The following is an 18,529-nucleotide window of genomic DNA, read 5'->3' as shown; positions in this document are numbered from 1 at the left end:
GACGCCGACGACACTACGGAGTCGCCCCGGCAAGCCGCAGTGCGCGAACGGCAGCGGCCGACACCGACTTTCGACAGGGGGAGCGGTGCCCGAGCACCGCCGAAGGACGGGTGCCGCGGGGCGGCCCTCAGCCCCCCGCGGCGGGTGCGACCAGCCCCGATGCCCGGCAACCTCCCCTACCAGTGGCTCGGTGACACCTACCCCGGGCCGGCCTTCGAAGGGCTCCTGCCGCCGGCGGCCGCGCTGGCGCTCATGGCGGCCTACGTCCTGCTGCCGCTGGGGGCGGCGGTGGCGGTGCTGCGGCGCCGCGACGCTTGAGCCGGGCGGTTCAGCGGCGCCGGGCGGTGGCGTCGGCGATGGCGCCGACGGCCAGGGCCGCCAGGGCGGGCAGGAAGTAGGGCCCGATGGAGAGCAGCGCGAGGCCGATACCGGCGAGCAGCACCACCGCCGCGGCGCCGGCGGTGAGCGGGCGCATCCGCACGGGAACCAGCAGCGGCAGCACGGTCAGCAGCACCGCGGCAGCGCACCACCACAGGACCGGCGGCCGCGGAGCGAGGACGGCGAGCACCGCGGCCGCCCCGCAACCGAGCACGGCCGCCGCCCACACGGCCTTCTGCCCCAGCGCGGATCTTCGCGCGCGGCGGCGCCCCGTTCCATCGGACAATCCGCCCTCCTCCCCGCTCGCCGTCGCACCCGCCCCCATGGTGAGCCCTGCCCGCAGGCGGCGGTGCTCGGGGCCCGGCTTGAGGACGGCCGTGCGGATTCCGGTCGGGAGCCGGAGGCGGTAGCACCCGATCTCTCGGGGTGCGCACCACTTCAACGAGGTGCTCCTGGACAGCGGACCGAGTCGCCCCCGTCGGCCGCTACCGGCGGGCAACTGACCCGGAGACCGCGGGCCGAACCCGCCGGGGCCGTGGTCTCGCCTTGTCTGCAACTGCGGGACCCTGCGGTGCACAGCGGTGCAGCAGTGGGGCAGGCGTGCCTCGTAGCAGCGCACCTACGCTTGCGGGTATGCGAAACGGATGGCTGTCCCGGACGGCTGTGCCCGGCCGCGCAGGGGTGGTGGTCGGCATCGTGCTGTGGGGCGGCTGCACCGGGCTGATCAGCGTCGAGGCGGGGGACGTGCGGGCCGCTCCGGTCCCCGAAGTCGCGGTGGTCGCGGCGCTGCTCGCGGTGGCCTTCGTGCTGCGCGGGCCGCGCCCCTTCACCGCGCTCGGGATCGTCCTGGGAGCGCTGCTCACCCAGGCGGTCGCGATCGCGCTTACACCGGCCACCTCGTTCGTCACGGCCTATCTGGTGCCGTGTGCCGTCCTCGCGTTCTCGGCCGGGCGCCGGTCGGAGCGCTCGGTCCCCGTCGTCGCGATGGTCTCCACCGCGGCGCTGGCCGCCTTGGCGGCCTACGCCCTCGCCTCGGCGCGCCTCGGCGACGCGCGGGAGACTCTGACCGGGATCATCGACTGGGCGGGCGCGGTCGCGGTGCTCGTCGCCATCGTGATCGCCCCCTGGTTGATGGGCCGCTACTGGCGCCGCCACGCCGAGCTGCGCACCGCCGGCTGGGAGATCGCCGACCGCATGGAACGCGCCCGCGACCTCGACGCCGAACGCGCGCGGCTGCGCGAGCGCTCCCGCATCGCAACCGAGATGCACGACTCGCTGGGCCACGAGCTGGCGTTGATCGCGGTACGCGCCGCTGCGCTGGAGATGGCGCCCGAAGGCGACGGAGCGCGCGGGGCCGCCACGGAGCTCCGCGCGGCCGCGCACGGGGCCAATCTGCGGCTGCGCGAGATCATCGGGGTATTGCGCGAGAACGCGGAGCACTCGGAGCCCGAGGGTGCTCAGCGACCCGGCGAGCACGGCATGTCCGGCATGCCCACGTCCGGCGAAACTGTCGAGGATGTCTCCGTCCTCGTCGACCGCGCGGTGCGCGCCGGCTTGAGCGCGCACCTGATCCGCGAGGGCCCCGACACCGACCCGGCATCCCCGGCCGGCCGCGCCGCCCACCGCGTCGTCCGCGAGGCACTGACCAACGCGGCCCGGCACGCCCCGGGCGCCGCCGTGACCGTCCGAATGGTCCGCGAAGACGGCGATTCGGGCGGTTCGACGACCGTGCTGGTTTCCGACACCGGCGCTACGGCAAGCTCCCCGGGGTCGCCGAAGACACCACAGGCGGCGGAGGGCGGGTCGGGCCTGGCCGGTCTGCGCACCCTCGTCGAGGGTATGGGCGGAGACTTCAACGCCGGTGGGAGTACCGAGGCCGAGGGCGGCGGGCCCGGCGGCGCGGTCGGCGGCTCCGGCCGCCGGCGCGGTTTCGGGGTGAGTGCCCGCATCCCCGACACCGCGGACGCACCGGCCGATCCGGCTCCGGCCGGAACGGAGACGGCCCGGCGGCTGCACGGCGCGCGCCGCGGCGCCCGGCGGCGACTGGCGGCGGCACTGGCCGTGCCGGCGGCCCTGGTGGCGTTGGTCGCCGTCGCCGGGTTCGGGGTGCTCTGGTACCTCGGGACGAACTCGGTGCTGCCGCCGCAGGACTACGCGCGGCTGAGCATCGGCCAGGAGCGGGCCGCCGTCGAGCGCATGCTGCCGCGCTTCGACTACCCGGCCGACGAGCTGGTCGACCCGCCTCCGGTCCCGTCCGGCGCGACCTGCCGCTACTACCTGGTCGAATGGGAGAACGGGCTGCCGCCGGTCTACCGCCTGTGCTTCGCCGACGACCGCCTTGCCGCCAAGGACCGCATCGCACGCGGATGAGCGTGGCCGACCCGAAGGGCGGTTCCCGTCGCGGAGCAGGCACCGCTTGCCGCCGGGCGTGCCCCGGCCGGTGGATCGGTCCGGTCGATGCTGTCGACAAGATGAGCGGCTACTTCATGGCGGCGAGCTGGATCAGGTTGCCGCAGGTGTCGTCGAGGACGGCGGTTACCACCGGCCCCATGTCGGTCGCGTCCTGGGTGAACTCGACACCCAGCCCCTTGAGACGCTCGACCTCGGCGGACACGTCGTCCACCGTGAACTGGGTGAACGGGATGCCGTCGGCGACCAGGGCCTCCTTGAACCGGCCCGCCGCCGGGTGTTCGTCCGGCTCCAGCAGCAGTTCCACGCCGTCCGGGTCGGCGGGGGAGACCACGGTGAGCCAACGGAACTCGCCGGCAGGCAGGTCGGTCTTCTTGGTGAAGCCGAGCTTCTCGGTGTAGAAGGCGAGCGCCTTGGCCTGGTCGTCGACGTACACGCTGGTGATGCTGATGCGGATCACGGGTTCGGTCCCTCCTGGATGCTGTCGATGGGCCACCGCTCGATGATCGAGCGCAGCGGGCCCGTGTCGAGGTGGTGGAACTTGCAGCGGCCCTGCCGCCGGGTGTGTACCAGGCCGGCTTGTTCGAGCACGGCGAGGTGCTGTGAGATCGCCTGGCGCGATGAGGCCAGGCCGTGCTTCATGGTCAGTCGGCCGCAGATCTCGAACAGCGTCTGACCGTCCTTGTCGGCCAGTTCGTCCAGGATGGTTCGTCGCGTCGCGTCGCCGAGAGCTTTGAACAATCCGGATTCTGCGTCCACATGTCCAGGTATATGCAAGTCCTTGCTTGCATGTCAAGGAAGGGTGGCCGCATCGCCTTCGCGCTCTGCACCGCTGGAGAACCGGGACGGCGCCGTGCGCCGCTCGATCGGCGATAGGCTGCGTGCGTCGCCGGGAAACAGAGCGGCTCGGGGGTGCGCAAGCGTGTCGGTGATCCGCGTCGTGCTGGCCGACGACGAGACGATGGTGCGGGCGGGTATGCGCGCGATCCTTTCGGCCGACCCCGGCATCGAGGTGATGGGCGAGGCCGCCGACGGAGCCGCGGCCGTCGAGCTGGTCGGCGAGCACCGCCCCGACATCGCCCTGCTCGACGTGCAGATGCCCGGCACCGGCGGCTTGGAAGCCACCGAGACCATCACCCGCCGATTCCCCGGCACCGCCGTGGTCATCCTGACGACCTTCTCCGAAGACGCCTACATCGCCCGTGCGCTCAGCGGCGGCGCCGGCGGCTTCGTGCTCAAGACCGGCGACCCGCGCGAGCTGGTCTCCGGGCTGCACGCCGTCGCAAAGGGCGGCGCCTACCTGTCGCCGGAGATCGCCCACCGGCTGATCACCGAACTCGGCGCGACAGGAACGGGCGGACGCATGTCGCGCGGCGCGGCCGCCCGCGAGCGGATCGAGCGGCTGTCGGCGCGCGAACGCGGCGTCCTCGGACTCATCGGCGAGGGTCTGCCCAACGACGAGATCGCCCGGAGGCTGGGCATCGTGCCCGGGACCGTAAAGGTCCATGTCGGCTCCATCCTGACCCGGTTGGACGTGCGCAATCGTGTCCAGGCGGCGATCCTCGCCTACGAGGCGGGCCTGGTCGCCGAAGACCCGTTCCGCTCGTCCGGCTGAGCCGCGGTACCCCGCCCCCGGGGCCCCCGGGGGCGGTCGTTGCGCAGCCGGCCCGGACCCCCTCTCCGCGGGGTGAGACGACGACCGGCGGCCCCTGCCTATGCCCAAAGGGGTAACATCCGGCCGACCTCCGGTTCATGCGCGGACCGGCGGCTCGCGGCGATGATGCCGGGCATGTCTGCACGTAAGCACGGATTCTCACCGGCGCGCCGCCGCGCGGCCGCCTACCCCGCGGCAGCCGCCGTCGTCGCCGTATGCTGCGCGGTCCCCGCAGCCGTGGCCGCCGTCGCCGATCCCGACCCGATCCGGCTGCATCCGCCCGAGCCCACCGGCCCCTACTCCGTCGGCCGTGCCGACCTGCATCTCGTCGACGAGAGCCGCGGGCACCCCTGGGTCGAGGGAGCCGAGAAGAGGGACGTTCCCGTGTCGGTCTGGTATCCGGCCGAAGACACCTCGGGCGAGCGGGCCCCGTACATGCCCGACGCCGTCGCCGAGGTGATGGCGGGGCAGGTGGAGCAGCTCGGTCTGCCCCGCGACGCCGTCGACTTCGCCGGGTCCGACACCGACGCGTTCGCCCGGGCCGATGCAGCCCCCGGCGCCGGGAAGCTGCCGGTGGTGCTGTACTCGCACGGGTTCCGGCAGTCGCGCCACCAGGCGACGGCCCAGCTGGAGGAGTTGGCGAGCAGCGGTTACGCAGCGGTCGCCATGGACCACCCCTACGAGACCTCCGCGGTGGAGTTGCCCGGCGGGCGCATCGTCCGCGACGCCGCTCCGGGCAGCGGCGCGGAAGCGCTGCGGACAGCGGTCGGGGTGCGGGTCGCCGACACCCGCTTCGTGCTGGACGCCCTTGAGGACATCGCCGAAGGCCGCAACCCCGACGCCGCCGGCCGGGCGCTGCCCCGCGGCCTGAGCGGAGCACTCGACCTCTCGGCCGTGGGCATGTACGGCCATTCCCTGGGCGGCCTCACGGTCGCCGAGGCGGTACTCGCCGACGACCGGATCGACGCCGGAGCCGACCTCGACGGGACCATCGCCTACCACGTCGGCGAGGAGGAGTGGGCGGAATCCACCGTCGAGGGCGTCGACCGCCCGTTCCTGCTCATGGGAGGCGGTGTGATCGGCGGCAGCGCCGACCCGCACACCAGCGGGCACGCACCGGACTGGCGCATGTTCCGCCGGGCCTCCACCGGCCCGTTCACGGAGCTGTACCTACCCGATGCCGAACACATGAGCTTCACCGACTCGCAGTGGATCCTGCCGCAGGTCGGCCGGCGACTGGAGCTGAACGGCCGGAAGTGGGAGGACGCGGTGACCGGTTCGGTGGGCACCGTCGACCCGCAGCGGAGCGTCGCCGCGCAGCGCGCCTACATCACCGCCTTCTTCGATCGCCACCTGCGCGGCGAGGGGGCACCGCTGCTCGACGGGCCGTCCGCCGAGTACCCCGCGGTGGAGTTCGTGGGCTGACACGTGCGGGCGGCCCCCGGCACCGGGCCGGAGGCCGCCCGCGGATACGGCGGATCTCCGCTCAGGCGTCGCGGACGCTCAGCTCGGTGTAGCCGACGAGCTGCGCGGCCACCGCCCACCCGAGGACGGTCACCACGTTCACCGGACCGCCGTGCGGAGCGGTGTAGAACCCGGCGTCATCGAAAGCGTAGAACTCGATGCCGGCCGTACCGGGCAGGTAGGCGGCGGCGTCGTTCAGTGCCTGCAGCCCGCTCAGCTGCAGCACCAGCGGAACGCCGATCAGCAGCAGGAAGCCGGCGCCGATGGTGCTCGCGGTGCCGCGCAGCGCCGTACCCAGGCCCGTGAACAGCACGGCGAACAGCGCCATGCACAGGCCCGCGCCGAGCACGGTCGGCGCCGCGAAACCGACGTCCAGCGGCGCGTACGAGCCGACGACGCTCCACAGCACCGCCATCCCCAGCACCGTCGCCCCCGCGCCCGTTGCGAAGGCGAAGCCGGCGGTGACGGCGGTGCGCGCGGCCAGCACCATGCCGCGCCGCGGGACGGTCAGCAGGGTGCCGGTTATCGCGCGAGTACCGTACTCGTTGGTGGCCGCCAGCGCCGACAGCGTGAGCACGGCGAACTGCACCAGGTAGTACACGCCCTGCGAGGACAGCTGCGCGTAGGAGAACTCGCCGGCCGCGACAGGGTCCTCGGCGAACCGGTCCGCCATGGAGAGCCCCATGATCAGGGCGAACGCGACCATGGCGGCCGCGCCCAGCCCCAGACACCACCACGTGGTGCGCAGCGAGGCGAGCTTGGTCCACTCCATGGCGGCAGTGCGGGCGAGCGCGCGGGCGGTCGAGGGGCCCGCGCCCGGGTCGGTGGAGAAGGCCGGTTGCGTGGATGCGGTCTCGGTGGTCATCGGTGCTCCTGCCGATCCGGTTGCCGCACGGCCGTCGCCGCGGGATCGTGCGCCCCGGCGTGTGCCGCACGGTCCGCGCCGCCCGCCCCGCCGGAGTCCCGGTGGTCTGCCCCCTCGGCGCGGTACTGCGGTGCGTTCTCCGTGAGTTCGAGGTAGGCCCGCTCCAGCGACCCTTGCTCGCGGTACAGCGTGTGCACCCGCGCTCCCGCGGCGTGTGCGAGTTCGCCGACCTGTTCCGGTTCGAGTCCGCGGACCAGCAGTTCGCCCCCGGCGCCGGCCTGCACCTCGACGGGCTCGCCCGCAGCGGTGCGCGATCGGTGCAGCGGCCCGGCCAGCAGCGCGGTGTCGGGGGTGCGCACGGTCACCCGGGTGCGCGACCAGGCGTCGATGACGTCGGCCATCGGCGCGTCGATGACCAGCCGCCCGCGTCCGACGACCACGAGGTGGTCGGCCACCAGTTGCATCTCGCTCATCAGGTGGCTGGAGAAGAACACGGTGCGGCCCTCGTCGGCGAGTTCGCGCACCAGACGGCGTACCCAAAGCACGCCGTCGAGGTCCAGGCCGTTGCCGGGTTCGTCGAAGACCAGTGTCGCCGGGTCGCCCAGCAGGGCGGCGGCGATGCCCAGCCGTTGGCGCATGCCCAGTGAGAACCCGCCGACACGCTTGCCGGCGACCTCGGAAAGCCCCACCGTCTCCAGCACCCGCGCGACACGCGGCGACGCGATCCCGCTGCCGCGCGCGAGTGCCAGCAGGTGGGCGCGGGCGCTGCGTCCCGGGTGGGCGGCCGAGGCGTCCAGCAGCGCGCCGACCTCTTGGGCGGGCCGGGCGATCTCGGCGTAGCGGCGGCCGCCCACCAGCGCCTCGCCGCTGCTGGGCCGGTCCAGGCCCAGCAGCAGCCGAAACGTGGTCGATTTTCCCGCCCCGTTGGGGCCGAGGAAACCGGTGACGCGGCCGGGGTGTACCTCGAAGGTGAGATCGTCCACGGCGGTGGTATCGCCGTAGCGTTTCGTCAGATGTCGTGCGGCCAGCATGCGCGTCCTCCCTCGTCGTCCGCTTGCGGCAGATGACGCTACGGACGCGCGGACCCGCACCGCATCGGGTGTTCGTCGCCGCTCCGCTATGCCCGAAGGCATAGCGCGGCCCTGGACCGACCGCCCCCGCCCGGGCGGCAGGCGGGTCAGTCGCCGTCCTCCGCGGTCTGCCCGGTCCAGGCGCGCTGCTCGATTGGGCCGTGCTCGCGCTCCAGGTGGATCGCGGTGTTGACCAGCGCGATGTGGGAGAGCGCCTGTGGGTAGTTGCCCACGAGCCGACCGGCCGCGGGGTCGAACTCCTCGGACAGCAGTCCGACGTCGTTGCGCCGTTCCAGCAGGCGTTCGAAGAGCTCGCGGCCCTCGTCGACGCGGCCCTGCATGATGAGGTTGTCGGCCAACCAGAACGTGCACGGCAGGAACGCGCCTTCCCCCGGCGGCAGGGCGTCGACCTCCTTGCTGTTCCCGTCCATGGTGTAGCGCTGCAGAAACCCGTCCTGCATGAGCTCGTTGCGGATCGCCTTGACCGTGCCGGTCATCCGCTCGTCGTCGGCCGGCAGGAAGCCGACCGTGGTGAGCAGCAGCAGCGACGCGTCCAGCGCCGAGGAGCCGTAGTACTGGGTGAACGTGCCGCGCCGGGAGTCGAAGCCGTGCTCGCACACGTCGTCGAAGATCTCCTGGCGCAGCTGCTTCCATCGGTCGACGGGGCCGTCCAGGCCGAACTCCTCGACGGCCTTGATCGCGCGGTCCGCGGCCGTCCAGGCCATCACCTTGGAGTGGGTGAACTGCCGACGGGGGCCGCGCACCTCCCATATCCCGTTGTCCGGGTCGCGCCAGCTGCGCTCCAGGAACTCCATGAGGGCGCGCTGCAGCTTCCACGCGGACTGATCGGGCGGAATACCGCGCAGGCGCGCCTGGTGCAGCGCGTCCATCAGTTCGCCGTAGACGTCCAGCTGCCAGTGCCGCGCCGCCTGGTTGCCGGCGCGCACCGGCCGGGAATCGGCGTAGCCGGCCAGCCAGTCCAGCTCGACCTCGGGCAACCGCCGCTCGCCTTCGATCCCGTACATGATGCGCATCTGCGCGGGTTCGCCGGCCGCCGCGCGCAGCGCCCACTCCCGCCACGCGACCGCCTCCTCCTCGTAGCCGGAGTTCAGCAGCGCGAGCAGGGTGAAGGTGGCGTCGCGGATCCAGCAGAACCGGTAGTCCCAGTTGCGCACCCCGCCCAGCTGCTCGGGCAGCGAGGTGGTGGGCGCGGCGACGGTGGCGCCGCTGGGGGAGTAGGTCAGCGCCTTGAGGGTGATCAGCGAACGCACCACCTGGTGGCGGTATTCGCCGTCGTAGGAGCAGCGCTGCGCCCACTCGCGCCACCAGTTCGAGGTGCGCTGGATGGCCTCGCCCACGTCGACGCGCGCCGGGGAGGAGGCGTGCGGGGCGATCCAGGCCAACCGGAAGTCGACGGTCTCGCCCTCGCCGACGGTGAACTCGGTCCACGGGCGGCCGTGCTCGCTGAGGTCGAATTCGACGTCCGCGTCGAGGTAGAGGGTGTCGGGTCCGGCGACGAACTGCAGTCGGCGGCCGAACCTGCGCGTCCAGGGGACGATGCCGCCGTAGTCGGTGCGCACCACGGCCTCGGAGCGGACCCGTACGCGTCCCTGGAGGCCCTCGACGCGGCGGACGAGGTCGGGGTGCTCGTCGCGGACCGGCATGCAGTCGGTGACGCGGACGATGCCGTCGTCGTCGCCGTCGCCGAACTCGGTCTCCAGCACCAGCGTATCGGGGCGGTAGCGGCGCTCCAGCAGCCGGTGCGGTCCCGCGGGCGCCATGCTCCAGTAGCCGTTCGAGGAGTCGCCCAGCAGTTCGGCGAAGCAGGCGCCGGAGTCGAATCGGGGCAGGCACAGCCAGTCGATGCTGCCGTCGGTGCCGACGAGCGCCGCGGTCTGGGTGTCTCCGATGAGTGCGTAGTCTTCGATACGCAGGGGCATCCGATGACCTCCCTTCGATCGGGGGATCGGCCTCTTGGCTACCCTTCCCCGCAGGACCGGGAGATAGCAGGCTTAGCCGGGCCGACTTCGCGGTGGTGGCCGGACGCACTGAGCGCGTCCCGGTGGGAACGGAGGCCGCGCGCCGCCCGCGGCGACGGCCCCGGCGCGCCGTGCGTGTGCTACTTCTTCGATCGGCGCAGCAGGCGCCAGGTGACCGCGCCGGCGGCCGCCGTGGTGCCGAGTGCGGCCGCGGCGATCCGCCCGCTGCGCCGGGCGGCCCACTGCTGGACGCTGACGGCGCGGCCGCGGTCGTCGAACGAGCCGTGCGCGCCGTAGTCCCGGCCGTCGGCGCTGTCAGCGGGGCGCCACAGGTTGGCCGGTGCACGAGCCTCCCGCTTCTCGGCCGTCTGCTGCGAGGCGTAGCCGGACCGGGCGAGGATCCGGTCGAGCAGCCACGGCGCCAGCCGGTTGCCCAGGACGGTCTGCACGGTGGAACCGCCCACCAGGTATTCGCGCGGCCGCGGGCGGTCGGCGGCGCGGGCGATGGCACGGGCGGCGATCTCCGGCTGGTAGATCGGCGGTACCGGCTGCGTATGCCGCGGCAGCCGCGACAGCACCCATTCGAACTGCGGGGTGTTCATGGCGGGCAGTTGCACCATCGTGGTGGACACGCCGGAGCCGTCGTGCAGCAGTTCGCACCGCAGCGACTCGTGGAAGCCTTGCACCGCGTGCTTGGCGGCGCAGTACGCCGACTGCAGCGGGATGCCGCGGTAGGCCAGCGCCGAACCCACCTGGACGATCGTGCCCCTGTCCCTTGGCAGCATGCGCGCCAGCGCGGCCTTGGTGCCGTAGACGTAACCCAGGTAGGCCACCTCGGTGACCCGCCGGAACTCCTCCGGCTCGATGTCGCGGACCGGGGCGAACACGCCGGTGAAAGCGTCGTTGATCCACACGTCCACGGGGCCCAGTTCCGCCTCGACGCGCTCGGCCGCGCGGTCGACGGCGGCGGCGTCGGCTACGTCGACCGGCACCTCCAGCGGCGTGCCGCCCGCCTGCCGGACGTCCTCGGCGGCACCGGCGAGTCCTTCCTCGCCGCGCGCGAGCAGCGCGATGCGGTCGCCGCGCGACGCGAACTCCCGGGCGGTGGCGCGGCCGACTCCGCCGCTCGCCCCGGTGATCACCACGACTCTGGCATGTTCGGCCATCCTCGGCCCCCTCCGCATCGAATACGCCACAGGCCGCTACCCGGGTCTTCACCGGCTATGCCGAGCCGTGCCCGCGGCGGCCGTACGTTCACGCCTCCTGCAGGTCGCCGCGGCGGGCATCGGACCGCGCCAGCGCGTCCAGCAGGCCCTCGACCAGCGGCGAGCGCCCGCGGGCGATCGCGGCGGCCCATCCGGTGCGCGTCCGCGCGGCCGGGGAGCGGCACCAGTCCCACAGGGCGTCGAGGCGCGCGTGGAAGCCGAGCGAGCCCCGGTTCTCCTCGTCGGCCGCCACGACGGCGGGCCAGCCCAGCGCGTACGCCTGCGCGCTGACCTTGGCGCCGCCGACCACCGGGTCCACCGCGACGGCCGGGACGCCGTTGCGCAGCGCGAGCGCCAGGCCGTGCAGGCGGGTGGTCACGACGAGGTCCACGCGGCGCACGAGCGCGTCGAACTGGGTGTAGGTGGCGCAGTGCTCCGGATCCGAGGTGTCCAGGCGGGTATCCAGGGGGACCCGTGCGCAGTCCTTCGTCGTCAGCCAGCGTGCCAGTTCGGCGTGCACCTCGGCGTGGTCACCCCGGTCGCCGTACTCGGGCTGGCCCGGGGCCTGCGTCACCCCGACCACCGGTACCTCCGGGGCGTAGGGAGAGGCGACGGCCAGGTCGGGCAGGGGCGCGTGGGTGGCGCCGTCGCGCGGGACGACGGTGTGGAATCCGCGCACGGCCTCGTCGGCCGGATCGACCACCGAGACGCCGACGGCGATGCGGCGGCAGCGGGCGAACCGCGCGTGCAGCTCGCGTACCTGCCGGCCGTGCGCCGGGCCGCAGACGAAGACGAGGTGGTCGTAGTCGTCAGGGGATACGTCGTCCAGGACCGGCCCGTCGATACGGGTGTTGGGGCTGCGGCCGACGTCGTGGGCGATACCCGCCTCGCGCAGCGCCGCACTGACGGCCGCGGCCGCCCCCGCGTCGCCCGCGGTCGCCTCGCCGTGCAGGAAGCCGAACCAGCCGGTGACCAAAGCTCGCATGGTCGCCCCGCTACCCGTGCAGCCCACCGATAGAGATGCGGTTTCCACCGGCACCCGCCCTAGCTGCCACACCGACGGTGCCGGGATTCGGACACGCGGTGAACGGCCCTCCTAAGCTGGGCGCGGGATAGGGTGCCCCGCCGGCGCCCCGCCGAGCTCCGCGCGGAGCGCGCGAGCGCGGTGAGCCCCGATCCCGGGCCGAAGGCGCACGCGACGAAGGCACGGAGTACCACTGTGACGGGCGGAAGCGGACCGAGGGATTCCCACGCGCTGTATCTGCGCGAACTGCGGCTGGCGCTGCGCAACAACTCGGGAGCATACGGGTACTCCGTGATGATCACCGGGGCTCTGGCGATACTGAGCGCCGTCTACCGCAGCCCGGACATCGGCCAGGTGTTCCTCTTCCTGCTCGGGGCGGTGCTGAGCTTCGCGGCGGTCGAGTTGCTGGCGACGCGCGGCTTCACCCGGCCCATCGACGACTCCGAGGCCACCAAGGTGATCGCCCTCGGCAGTTCGTTGAATTTCGCCTCCATCGGGCTGGCCGTCGGCGCCGCCGCCATTGCGGGCGTCCTGCTGCCGGCGACGCTCGCCTGGCCGGTAGGCGGCTTCCTCGGCTCCCTGGTGTACCTGCTCGGCGCGGCGGTGGAGATGAGCGTCGCCCGCCGTATCCAGGAGTTCCGCAACCAGGAGTGATCCGCGAGCCTCCGGCGGTGGGGGCGGCCCGAGCAAGTGGGAGTCCCCGATACGGCGCGTCGGCGGGGGAAGGCTCTCCAGGGGCGGCACGATCGTGGGCATAGTCGGTGCCGCGCGGGGATAGCGGCCCGGCGCACGGCGGCCGCCGCGGCGGCGTGCTGCCGCAGGCGCCGACAGAGACGGGAGGCGTGATCCGGATGGACTCCTTCTGGCCCGCGCTCGCCCTGCTCGCCGTCGCCGTCGCCGGCGTGCTGGGCGTCTACGGCGCCGCGGCGCTGGTCGGCGTCGGCGGAGCTCCGCTGTCGCGGGAGCCGTACCTGGGGGGAGTTCCGGTCACCGAGCACGCGGTCTCGCGCTTCCACGTCCGCTGGTACGCCGTGACGCTGCTCTTCCTGGCCTTCGACATGGAGATGGTCTTCATGTACCCGTGGGTGCTCGTCGTCGCGGAGAAGGGTGTGCACGCCGTCGCCGAGATGTTCGGCTTCCTGGCGGTGCTGGTCGTCGCGGTCGTCTACGCCTGGCGGGAGGGGGCCTTCAGGTGGACGTGACGGGTCCCCTCCGATGGCTGCTGCGCGCTTCGGTCCCGCGGCCGCTGGTGGTGACCGCCCCGGGCGGCACCGCGAGCCGTCTGGCCGTGGAGCGTGTCCTGCGTGAGAGCGGCGTGCGGCGGGCACTCGGCCCGAGCGAGGCGGACACGCTGGTGGAGTGCGGCCCCGCGGGCACAGCGCTGGACGAGGCGGCCGACCGGGTCTGGGACCAGATGAGCGAGCCGCGCGCCCGCGTCCGCGTCGAAGTGCCCGCCCAGGCCGCCACCCGCCTCGACGAGGCGCGCGCCGCACTGCTGGATGCCTCCGAGCAGCGCCGCGCGGCGGCGCGGCGCGCGGTCGAACCCGGCGGCGGTGGTGATCAGCAGGGCGCCGAGCACACTCCCGCGCACGACGCGGACGCCGAGCCGGGCACCGACGACGGCGGCGACCACGCGGATGCCCGGGAACACGGCGAGCACGACGGCGAACACGACGGCCACCACGGCCACCCAGACATGGAGCTGCCCGGCGGCCTGGTGATGGCCGATCGCGGGGACGACCGGGACGGGCTGCGGCTGGACCGCCTGCATATCGCCTTCGGCCCCGTCCAGGCCGACTGGCCCGCGGGGCTGGTGGCCGAGCTGACGGTGCAGGGGGACGTGGTGCAGGACGCACGCGTGTCCACCTTGTCGGCGCCGCCCGGCGTCGCGGCCTTCTGGGACCACGACGCCCGGGCGGGCCACGGACTCGTGCCGGAGCGCATCCGCGCGGCCGCCGCCGCCGATTCGCTGCAGCGGCTCCTCGCTGTCGCCGGCTGGCCGGACGCCGCCGCGACCGGGAGGCTGCTGCGTGACACCCTTCTCGCTCCGGACGCCGGGGTGACCGGGCGGGTGCGCTTCACCCGCTGGCTGCGCCGGGTGCGCGGGTCGCGGCTTCTGCGGTGGTCGCTGCGCGGACTGGGGCCGGCTCCCGACGAACTTCCCGAACGCCTGCGCGGGGATGTGCCGGCCCGCATGGCGCGGTGGCTGGACGACATCGCCGCGGTACTCGTGCCCGACACCTTCGACACCTTTCTGGCCCCGCCCATCCAGCGGCGGTCGCCGCGCCGTGCGCGCTTCTCCGCCCGCGCCGGCCGCCGTGGGCGCGAACCGGGTGACGGCGCGGCCGGGGCCGCTCCGCCCGCGACGGCCGCCTCCGCCGCCGGTACCGCGCCGGAGCCGCCTCCGCTCGGCAGGGAGCGCGCCGTAGGCGCCCGAGCCGCCGTGGACGTGCTGCCCCGGCTGCTCGTCGGCCAGGAGTTGGCGGCCGTGCGGCTCATCGTGGCGTCCTTCGACCCCGACGTGGAGGCGCTCGCCGCCTATCCCGCCGCGGTCCCGCCGCCCCACCACGCGGCCGGCGGCCCCGCCGAAGACGAGGCGCCCCATGGCTGAGCCCGTGCATTGGTGGGGACTGCTGATCGCCCCGGCCCTGCTCGCAGCACTGGCCTACGCGGCCGCCGCCGGCTCCGCGGTGCTGGCGGCCAGGGCGGCTGGTGCGCCCGCGGCCGCGGCGGCGGCCGAACCCGCCCGGGAGGCCGCCGGCCTGCTGCTGCGCCGCCACCGCACGGTGCCGGGTGCGGACGCGCTGCTGGGCCGCCTGGGCACAGCGAGCGTGCCCGTGGCGGCGGTGCTGGCCGTGCTCGTCGTCCCCGTCGGCGGGTACGCCATCGCGGACCTGTCCATCGGCGTCGTGTGGTTCAACGCCATGGAGGTGCTGCTGTGGGCCGGACTCTGGACGGCCGGCTGGGGCGCGAACTCGGTCTGGGGCCTGGTGGGCGGCTACCGCTTCGTCATCCAGGGCCTCTCCTACGAACTGCCGCACATGTTCGCGCTGACCACGGCCGCGCTGGGCGCGGGCTCCCTGCGCGTGGGAGACGTCGTCGCCGCTCAGCAGGGCGTGTGGTTCGCGGCCGTGATGCCGGTGGCCTTCGCCGTCTACCTGGTCTCGGCACTGGCCATGTCCTTCCGGCCGCCGTTCGACCAGCCCCTAGGAGCTGACATCGCGGGTGGGGCGGCCGCCGAGGCGGCCGGTCCCGACCGGCTGGTGCTTCTCGCCGGGCGCCATCTGATGCTGGCCGCCGCTGCCGCGATGGCCGTTCCGCTGTTCCTGGGCGGCGGCGCCGGCCCGCTGTTGCCGGGCTGGGCGTGGTCGCTGCTCAAGGCCGCCGCCGTGCTCGCGCTGCTGGTGTGGGCGGGGAGCCGGCTTCCGGCACTTCGCATGGACCGGTTCGCCGAGGTCGGCTGGCTGGTGCTGCTGCCGCTGGTGCTGCTGCAGGCGCTCGCGGTGTCCGTCTTCGTCCTCGCGGGTTGGATGTGATCGAACCATGGCCGAGTGGATCGTCTTCGCCGTCTGCGCGCTCGCCGCGGTCGCCTCGGCGGTCGCGGTGTTCCGCGTCGACTCCATGGCCCGGGCCACGTTCGCGCTGCTGGCGTCGTTCGTCTTCACCGCGGTGCCGGTGCTGCTGCTCGGCCTGTCCTATCTCGGGGTGCTGATCGTGTTGATGATGACCATGGAGATGGTCGTCATGGCCGTCTTCATGATCATGTTCATGATGAACCCGGCCGGTCTGATGCCGATGAAGATGCTGCACAACAACAAGGGCGCGGCGATCATCTCCGTCGGCGCCTTCTGCGTCCTGGCCGCCGGCGCGCTGCTCGTGCCCTGGCCGAGCGCGCCCGCGCCGCCTCCCCCGGCCGATCCCGCGCTCCAACTGGGCGAGGCGATCATGGGGCCGCACATGCTGGTGATGATGGTCGCCGGACTGGTGCTGTTCGCGACCATGGTCGCCGGGGTCGTGCTCGCGACCGACCGCGGCCGCTACGACCGCTACGGCGACGACCTGCGGGCCCGCCGCGGCGACGACCCGATCCGCGGAGGTGTCGGCCGGTGATGCTGGAGGCGTTCCTGCTGCTGGCCGCCGCGCTGCTGGCCGTCGGCCTCTACGGCGCGCTGAGTCAGCAGTCCATCGTCATGGTCATGATGGGCCTGGAGCTGATGGTCAACGCGGTCATGGTCGCCGCGGCCGCCGTCTGGTTCCACGTGTCGCCCCAGCTGCCCGACGGCCAGGTGCTGGTCCTGGTGGCGATGCTCGCGATGGCGGTCGAGATGGCGATGGGCTTCGCGGTGGCGATCGCGATCTTCCGGGCGCGCGACGTGGACGTGACCGACTCGGCCGGCGACCTGCGGGGCTGATCCGATGGGTGCGTTGCAGCCGGGGGACGCGCTGCTGTGGATGCTCGTCGGCCTGCCCGCCGCCGCGGGCGCCGCGCTGCTCGTGTGCGGGCGCCGGGCCGACCGGGCGGCCGCCGCGGTGGCGGTCGCGGCCGCTGCGGCGCAGCTCGTCCTGGCCGCGGCCGCGGCCGTGCAGCGCCCGACGGCGACGGCTCCGGCGCTGCCGGGGATCTCCTTCGGCCTGGCCGTGGACGGCCTGGCGGCGGTCGGCGTCTGCACCCTGGCGGCCGTCTTCGCCGCGGTCGCGGTCTTCTCCGCGGGAGAGCGCGGCGAGCCCGAGTCGGGCGGCGGGCGTTCCGGCGCGGCGCCGGACGGCGTGCGCCGCTACGGCGCCCATTACTACGGGCTGCTGCTGCTCTTCGCGGCGGCGATGTCCGCCGCCGTCACCGCCACCGACCTGCTCACTCTGCTCATGGCCTGGGAGGCCATGGGCGCCGCCTCCTACGGGCTGATCGCCTTCCACCGCAGTGAACCGCGCTCGGGGCGCTCCGCCGCCGTCTCCTTTATCACCACCCGCACCGCCGACCTGGGCATGTACGCGGCCGCGGGCGCCGCCCTGGCCGGCGGCGTCCCCGGCCTGGACCTGAGCGGCCTGGCAGGGCTGGAGGCGCCGTGGAACCATGTGGCTGCCGGCGGACTTCTGGTAGCCGCGCTGGGCAAGTCCGCCCAGCTGCCGTTCAGCTTCTGGTTGTCGCGCGCCATGGACGGCCCCAGCCCGGTCTCGGCGCTGCTGCATTCGGCGACGATGGTCGCTGCGGGCGGCTACCTGCTGCTGCGCGTCCAGCCGGCGCTGGCGGCGACCGGGTGGCCCGCCGTCGCGGCGGCCTGGGTCGGCGCGCTCACCGCTGTGGTCCTGGGCGCAATCGCGTGCGCGCAGCGCGACCTCAAGCAGTTGCTCGCCGCCTCGACCGGCGCCCAGCTCGGGTTCGTCGTGCTCGCCGCCGGGATCGGGGGAGTGTCCGGGGGCGCCGCCCAGTTCGCCGCGCACGCCGCGGTCAAGAGTCTGCTGTTCCTGGTCGCCGGCGTCTGGCTGGCCGCACTGGGCACGCGGGATCTCGCCGGCCTCGCAGGAGCCGCCCGCCGCCACCCCGTGGCGGGCGGGTGCTTCACAGCCGGCGCGCTTGCGCTCGGCGGCGTGCCGCCGCTGTCGGTTTGGGTGGCCGAGGACCTGGTCCTGGCGGGCGCCCCCGCTGCCCTGCACACGGCGGGGCTCGCGGCGTCCGCCCTGGCGGCCGGTTATGCCGGCGTGGCGTTGGCCGCGGTGTGGCGCCGCCCGGAGCCGAAAGGGGGTGGTGCGCAGGCCGCGGTCGGCGGCGCGGTGCCCTCGGGGAGTGGAGGTGCGGTCGGCATCCGCCGGCCGGCTCCCGGCGAGCTGCTGCCGCTTCCGGCGCTCGCCGCGGCCGCGGTACTCCTGGGCGCGCTCGCGCTGCCGGGAGTCCATGCGTGGTGGAGCGCGCTGCTCGGCCACCCCGGCGCGCCCGTGCCCGGCCTCGCCCAGGCCGCGGGGTCGGGTCTGCTCGCGGTACTCGTCCTCGGTGCCGTGACGTCGTGGCGCCTTCGGCGACCGGCGGCCAGGGCGGCGGATCGCCGGTGGGTGCGCTGGCCGCGCTCGTGGCTGGGTCTGGAACGCGCCGCGCGGGTCGCCGTGGTGACCCCTGTGCTCGCGACGGCCCGCGGTCTTGCCGCCTTCGACGACCGCGTGCTGGACCGCGCTGTGTACGGGGCCGCTTCGGGAGTCCCCCGCGTCTCGGCCGCGCTGGCCCGCCGTGTCGAACCGGCGGTGGAGTCCGCGATCGCCGCCCTCGCCGCCGGCGCCCGCGCCCTGGGCACGCGGGCCAGGCGCCCGCAGACCGGCCAGGTCCATCAGTACTACGCCCAGGCGGTCACCGTCCTCGCGGCGGTGGCGCTGGTATTCGTGCTTGTCGCGGCGGTGGTGTGAGTGGTGGACACGGTGTATCCGCCCTCGGCGGCCCGCCCGACCGGGCCGCCGAGGCTGCGCAGGGGACGGGGGGCGCTGCCGAGGGCATCGG

The 18,529-nt window shown here is 74.0% G+C and carries 19 protein-coding genes; 11 read left to right on the top strand and 8 right to left on the bottom strand.

Annotated elements, in window-relative coordinates:
- Positions 1-159: 159 nt before the first annotated feature.
- Complete coding sequence (locus tag EKD16_RS25420; protein ID WP_165498589.1) at positions 160-318, top strand: hypothetical protein; 159 nt, start codon at positions 160-162, stop codon at positions 316-318.
- Between the two features lie 10 nt (positions 319-328).
- Here the strand turns inward: EKD16_RS25420 and EKD16_RS16895 are convergent, their stop codons facing one another.
- On the bottom strand, positions 329-664 hold the full coding sequence (locus EKD16_RS16895) for a hypothetical protein (RefSeq protein WP_131099267.1): 336 nt from the start codon (positions 662-664) through the stop codon (positions 329-331).
- 347 nt (positions 665-1,011) lie between these two features.
- On the opposite strand from EKD16_RS16895, the gene EKD16_RS16890 reads away from it, so the two are divergent.
- Positions 1,012-2,748: a sensor histidine kinase gene (locus EKD16_RS16890; protein ID WP_131099266.1), complete on the top strand. Its 1,737-nt coding sequence runs from the start codon at positions 1,012-1,014 to the stop codon at positions 2,746-2,748.
- A 109-nt stretch (positions 2,749-2,857) separates the two neighbouring features.
- Here EKD16_RS16890 and EKD16_RS16885 read toward each other — a convergent pair whose 3' ends face one another.
- Both EKD16_RS16885 and EKD16_RS16880 read right to left on the bottom strand, forming a co-directional pair.
- Positions 2,858-3,244: a VOC family protein gene (locus EKD16_RS16885; protein ID WP_207391583.1), complete on the bottom strand. Its 387-nt coding sequence runs from the start codon at positions 3,242-3,244 to the stop codon at positions 2,858-2,860.
- Positions 3,244-3,546, bottom strand: coding sequence for an ArsR/SmtB family transcription factor (locus EKD16_RS16880; RefSeq protein ID WP_131099264.1), 303 nt, complete (start codon positions 3,544-3,546; stop codon positions 3,244-3,246). The genes EKD16_RS16885 and EKD16_RS16880 overlap by 1 nt, the downstream gene beginning before the upstream one ends.
- A 169-nt stretch (positions 3,547-3,715) precedes the next feature.
- Between EKD16_RS16880 and EKD16_RS16875 the strand changes: the two genes are divergently transcribed.
- Positions 3,716-4,402, top strand: coding sequence for a response regulator (locus EKD16_RS16875; RefSeq protein ID WP_131102693.1), 687 nt, complete (start codon positions 3,716-3,718; stop codon positions 4,400-4,402).
- A 174-nt stretch (positions 4,403-4,576) separates the two neighbouring features.
- Positions 4,577-5,866: an alpha/beta hydrolase family protein gene (locus tag EKD16_RS16870; protein WP_131099263.1), complete on the top strand. Its 1,290-nt coding sequence runs from the start codon at positions 4,577-4,579 to the stop codon at positions 5,864-5,866.
- Positions 5,867-5,927: 61 nt separating this feature from the next.
- On the opposite strand, the gene EKD16_RS16865 is transcribed toward EKD16_RS16870, so the two are convergent.
- From EKD16_RS16865 to EKD16_RS16845, 5 genes are all read right to left on the bottom strand, one after another.
- Entirely contained in the window at positions 5,928-6,770 is an 843-nt protein-coding gene (locus EKD16_RS16865; protein WP_242677013.1) for an ABC transporter permease, read from the bottom strand.
- Positions 6,767-7,801, bottom strand: coding sequence for an ATP-binding cassette domain-containing protein (locus EKD16_RS16860; RefSeq protein ID WP_131099262.1), 1,035 nt, complete (start codon positions 7,799-7,801; stop codon positions 6,767-6,769). The genes EKD16_RS16865 and EKD16_RS16860 overlap by 4 nt, the downstream gene beginning before the upstream one ends.
- Positions 7,802-7,947: 146 nt before the next feature.
- A complete protein-coding gene (locus EKD16_RS16855; RefSeq protein ID WP_131099261.1) occupies positions 7,948-9,780 on the bottom strand; it encodes a glycoside hydrolase family 15 protein in 1,833 nt (610 codons plus the stop codon).
- A gap of 179 nt (positions 9,781-9,959) precedes the next feature.
- Positions 9,960-10,985: an SDR family oxidoreductase gene (locus EKD16_RS16850; RefSeq protein ID WP_131099260.1), complete on the bottom strand. Its 1,026-nt coding sequence runs from the start codon at positions 10,983-10,985 to the stop codon at positions 9,960-9,962.
- Between the two features lie 88 nt (positions 10,986-11,073).
- Positions 11,074-12,009, bottom strand: a complete 936-nt coding sequence (locus EKD16_RS16845; protein WP_131099259.1) for a polysaccharide pyruvyl transferase family protein — start codon at positions 12,007-12,009, stop codon at positions 11,074-11,076.
- Positions 12,010-12,243: 234 nt separating this feature from the next.
- On the opposite strand from EKD16_RS16845, the gene EKD16_RS16840 reads away from it, so the two are divergent.
- From EKD16_RS16840 to EKD16_RS16810, 7 genes are all read left to right on the top strand, one after another.
- Complete coding sequence (locus tag EKD16_RS16840; RefSeq protein ID WP_207391327.1) at positions 12,244-12,702, top strand: hypothetical protein; 459 nt, start codon at positions 12,244-12,246, stop codon at positions 12,700-12,702.
- Between the two features lie 197 nt (positions 12,703-12,899).
- Positions 12,900-13,250: an NADH-quinone oxidoreductase subunit A gene (locus EKD16_RS16835; RefSeq protein ID WP_131099258.1), complete on the top strand. Its 351-nt coding sequence runs from the start codon at positions 12,900-12,902 to the stop codon at positions 13,248-13,250.
- Positions 13,247-14,659: a hypothetical protein gene (locus tag EKD16_RS16830; RefSeq protein WP_207391326.1), complete on the top strand. Its 1,413-nt coding sequence runs from the start codon at positions 13,247-13,249 to the stop codon at positions 14,657-14,659. Before EKD16_RS16835 ends, EKD16_RS16830 begins: the two co-directional genes overlap by 4 nt.
- Positions 14,652-15,584, top strand: a complete 933-nt coding sequence (locus EKD16_RS16825; RefSeq protein ID WP_131099257.1) for an NADH-quinone oxidoreductase subunit H — start codon at positions 14,652-14,654, stop codon at positions 15,582-15,584. The genes EKD16_RS16830 and EKD16_RS16825 overlap by 8 nt, the downstream gene beginning before the upstream one ends.
- Positions 15,585-15,591: 7 nt before the next feature.
- Positions 15,592-16,158 (top strand): NADH-quinone oxidoreductase subunit J, encoded by a 567-nt coding sequence (locus EKD16_RS16820; RefSeq protein WP_131099256.1) that lies wholly within the window; start codon positions 15,592-15,594, stop codon positions 16,156-16,158.
- Positions 16,158-16,460: an NADH-quinone oxidoreductase subunit NuoK gene (locus EKD16_RS16815; RefSeq protein WP_242677012.1), complete on the top strand. Its 303-nt coding sequence runs from the start codon at positions 16,158-16,160 to the stop codon at positions 16,458-16,460. Before EKD16_RS16820 ends, EKD16_RS16815 begins: the two co-directional genes overlap by 1 nt.
- A 4-nt stretch (positions 16,461-16,464) precedes the next feature.
- Positions 16,465-18,438, top strand: a complete 1,974-nt coding sequence (locus tag EKD16_RS16810) for a proton-conducting transporter transmembrane domain-containing protein (RefSeq protein WP_131099254.1) — start codon at positions 16,465-16,467, stop codon at positions 18,436-18,438.
- Positions 18,439-18,529: the final 91 nt, after the last annotated feature.

The organism is Streptomonospora litoralis (assembly GCF_004323735.1).
Lineage (GTDB): Bacteria > Actinomycetota > Actinomycetes > Streptosporangiales > Streptosporangiaceae > Streptomonospora > Streptomonospora litoralis.
The sequence above is the reverse complement of the archived record's forward strand: the minus strand, read 5'-3'. Positions and strand labels throughout refer to the sequence as shown.

Coding starts and splice junctions, on each gene's coding strand:
- EKD16_RS16890 (WP_131099266.1), top strand. CDS start 1,012: ATGCGAAACGGATGGCTGTCCCGGACGGCTGTGCCCGGCCGCGCAGGG.
- EKD16_RS25420 (WP_165498589.1), top strand. CDS start 160: ATGCCCGGCAACCTCCCCTACCAGTGGCTCGGTGACACCTACCCCGGG.
- EKD16_RS16855 (WP_131099261.1), bottom strand. CDS start 9,780: ATGCCCCTGCGTATCGAAGACTACGCACTCATCGGAGACACCCAGACC.
- EKD16_RS16835 (WP_131099258.1), top strand. CDS start 12,900: ATGGACTCCTTCTGGCCCGCGCTCGCCCTGCTCGCCGTCGCCGTCGCC.
- EKD16_RS16865 (WP_242677013.1), bottom strand. CDS start 6,770: ATGACCACCGAGACCGCATCCACGCAACCGGCCTTCTCCACCGACCCG.
- EKD16_RS16815 (WP_242677012.1), top strand. CDS start 16,158: ATGCTGGAGGCGTTCCTGCTGCTGGCCGCCGCGCTGCTGGCCGTCGGC.
- EKD16_RS16845 (WP_131099259.1), bottom strand. CDS start 12,009: ATGCGAGCTTTGGTCACCGGCTGGTTCGGCTTCCTGCACGGCGAGGCG.
- EKD16_RS16860 (WP_131099262.1), bottom strand. CDS start 7,801: ATGCTGGCCGCACGACATCTGACGAAACGCTACGGCGATACCACCGCC.
- EKD16_RS16850 (WP_131099260.1), bottom strand. CDS start 10,985: ATGGCCGAACATGCCAGAGTCGTGGTGATCACCGGGGCGAGCGGCGGA.
- EKD16_RS16870 (WP_131099263.1), top strand. CDS start 4,577: ATGTCTGCACGTAAGCACGGATTCTCACCGGCGCGCCGCCGCGCGGCC.
- EKD16_RS16810 (WP_131099254.1), top strand. CDS start 16,465: ATGGGTGCGTTGCAGCCGGGGGACGCGCTGCTGTGGATGCTCGTCGGC.
- EKD16_RS16825 (WP_131099257.1), top strand. CDS start 14,652: ATGGCTGAGCCCGTGCATTGGTGGGGACTGCTGATCGCCCCGGCCCTG.
- EKD16_RS16820 (WP_131099256.1), top strand. CDS start 15,592: ATGGCCGAGTGGATCGTCTTCGCCGTCTGCGCGCTCGCCGCGGTCGCC.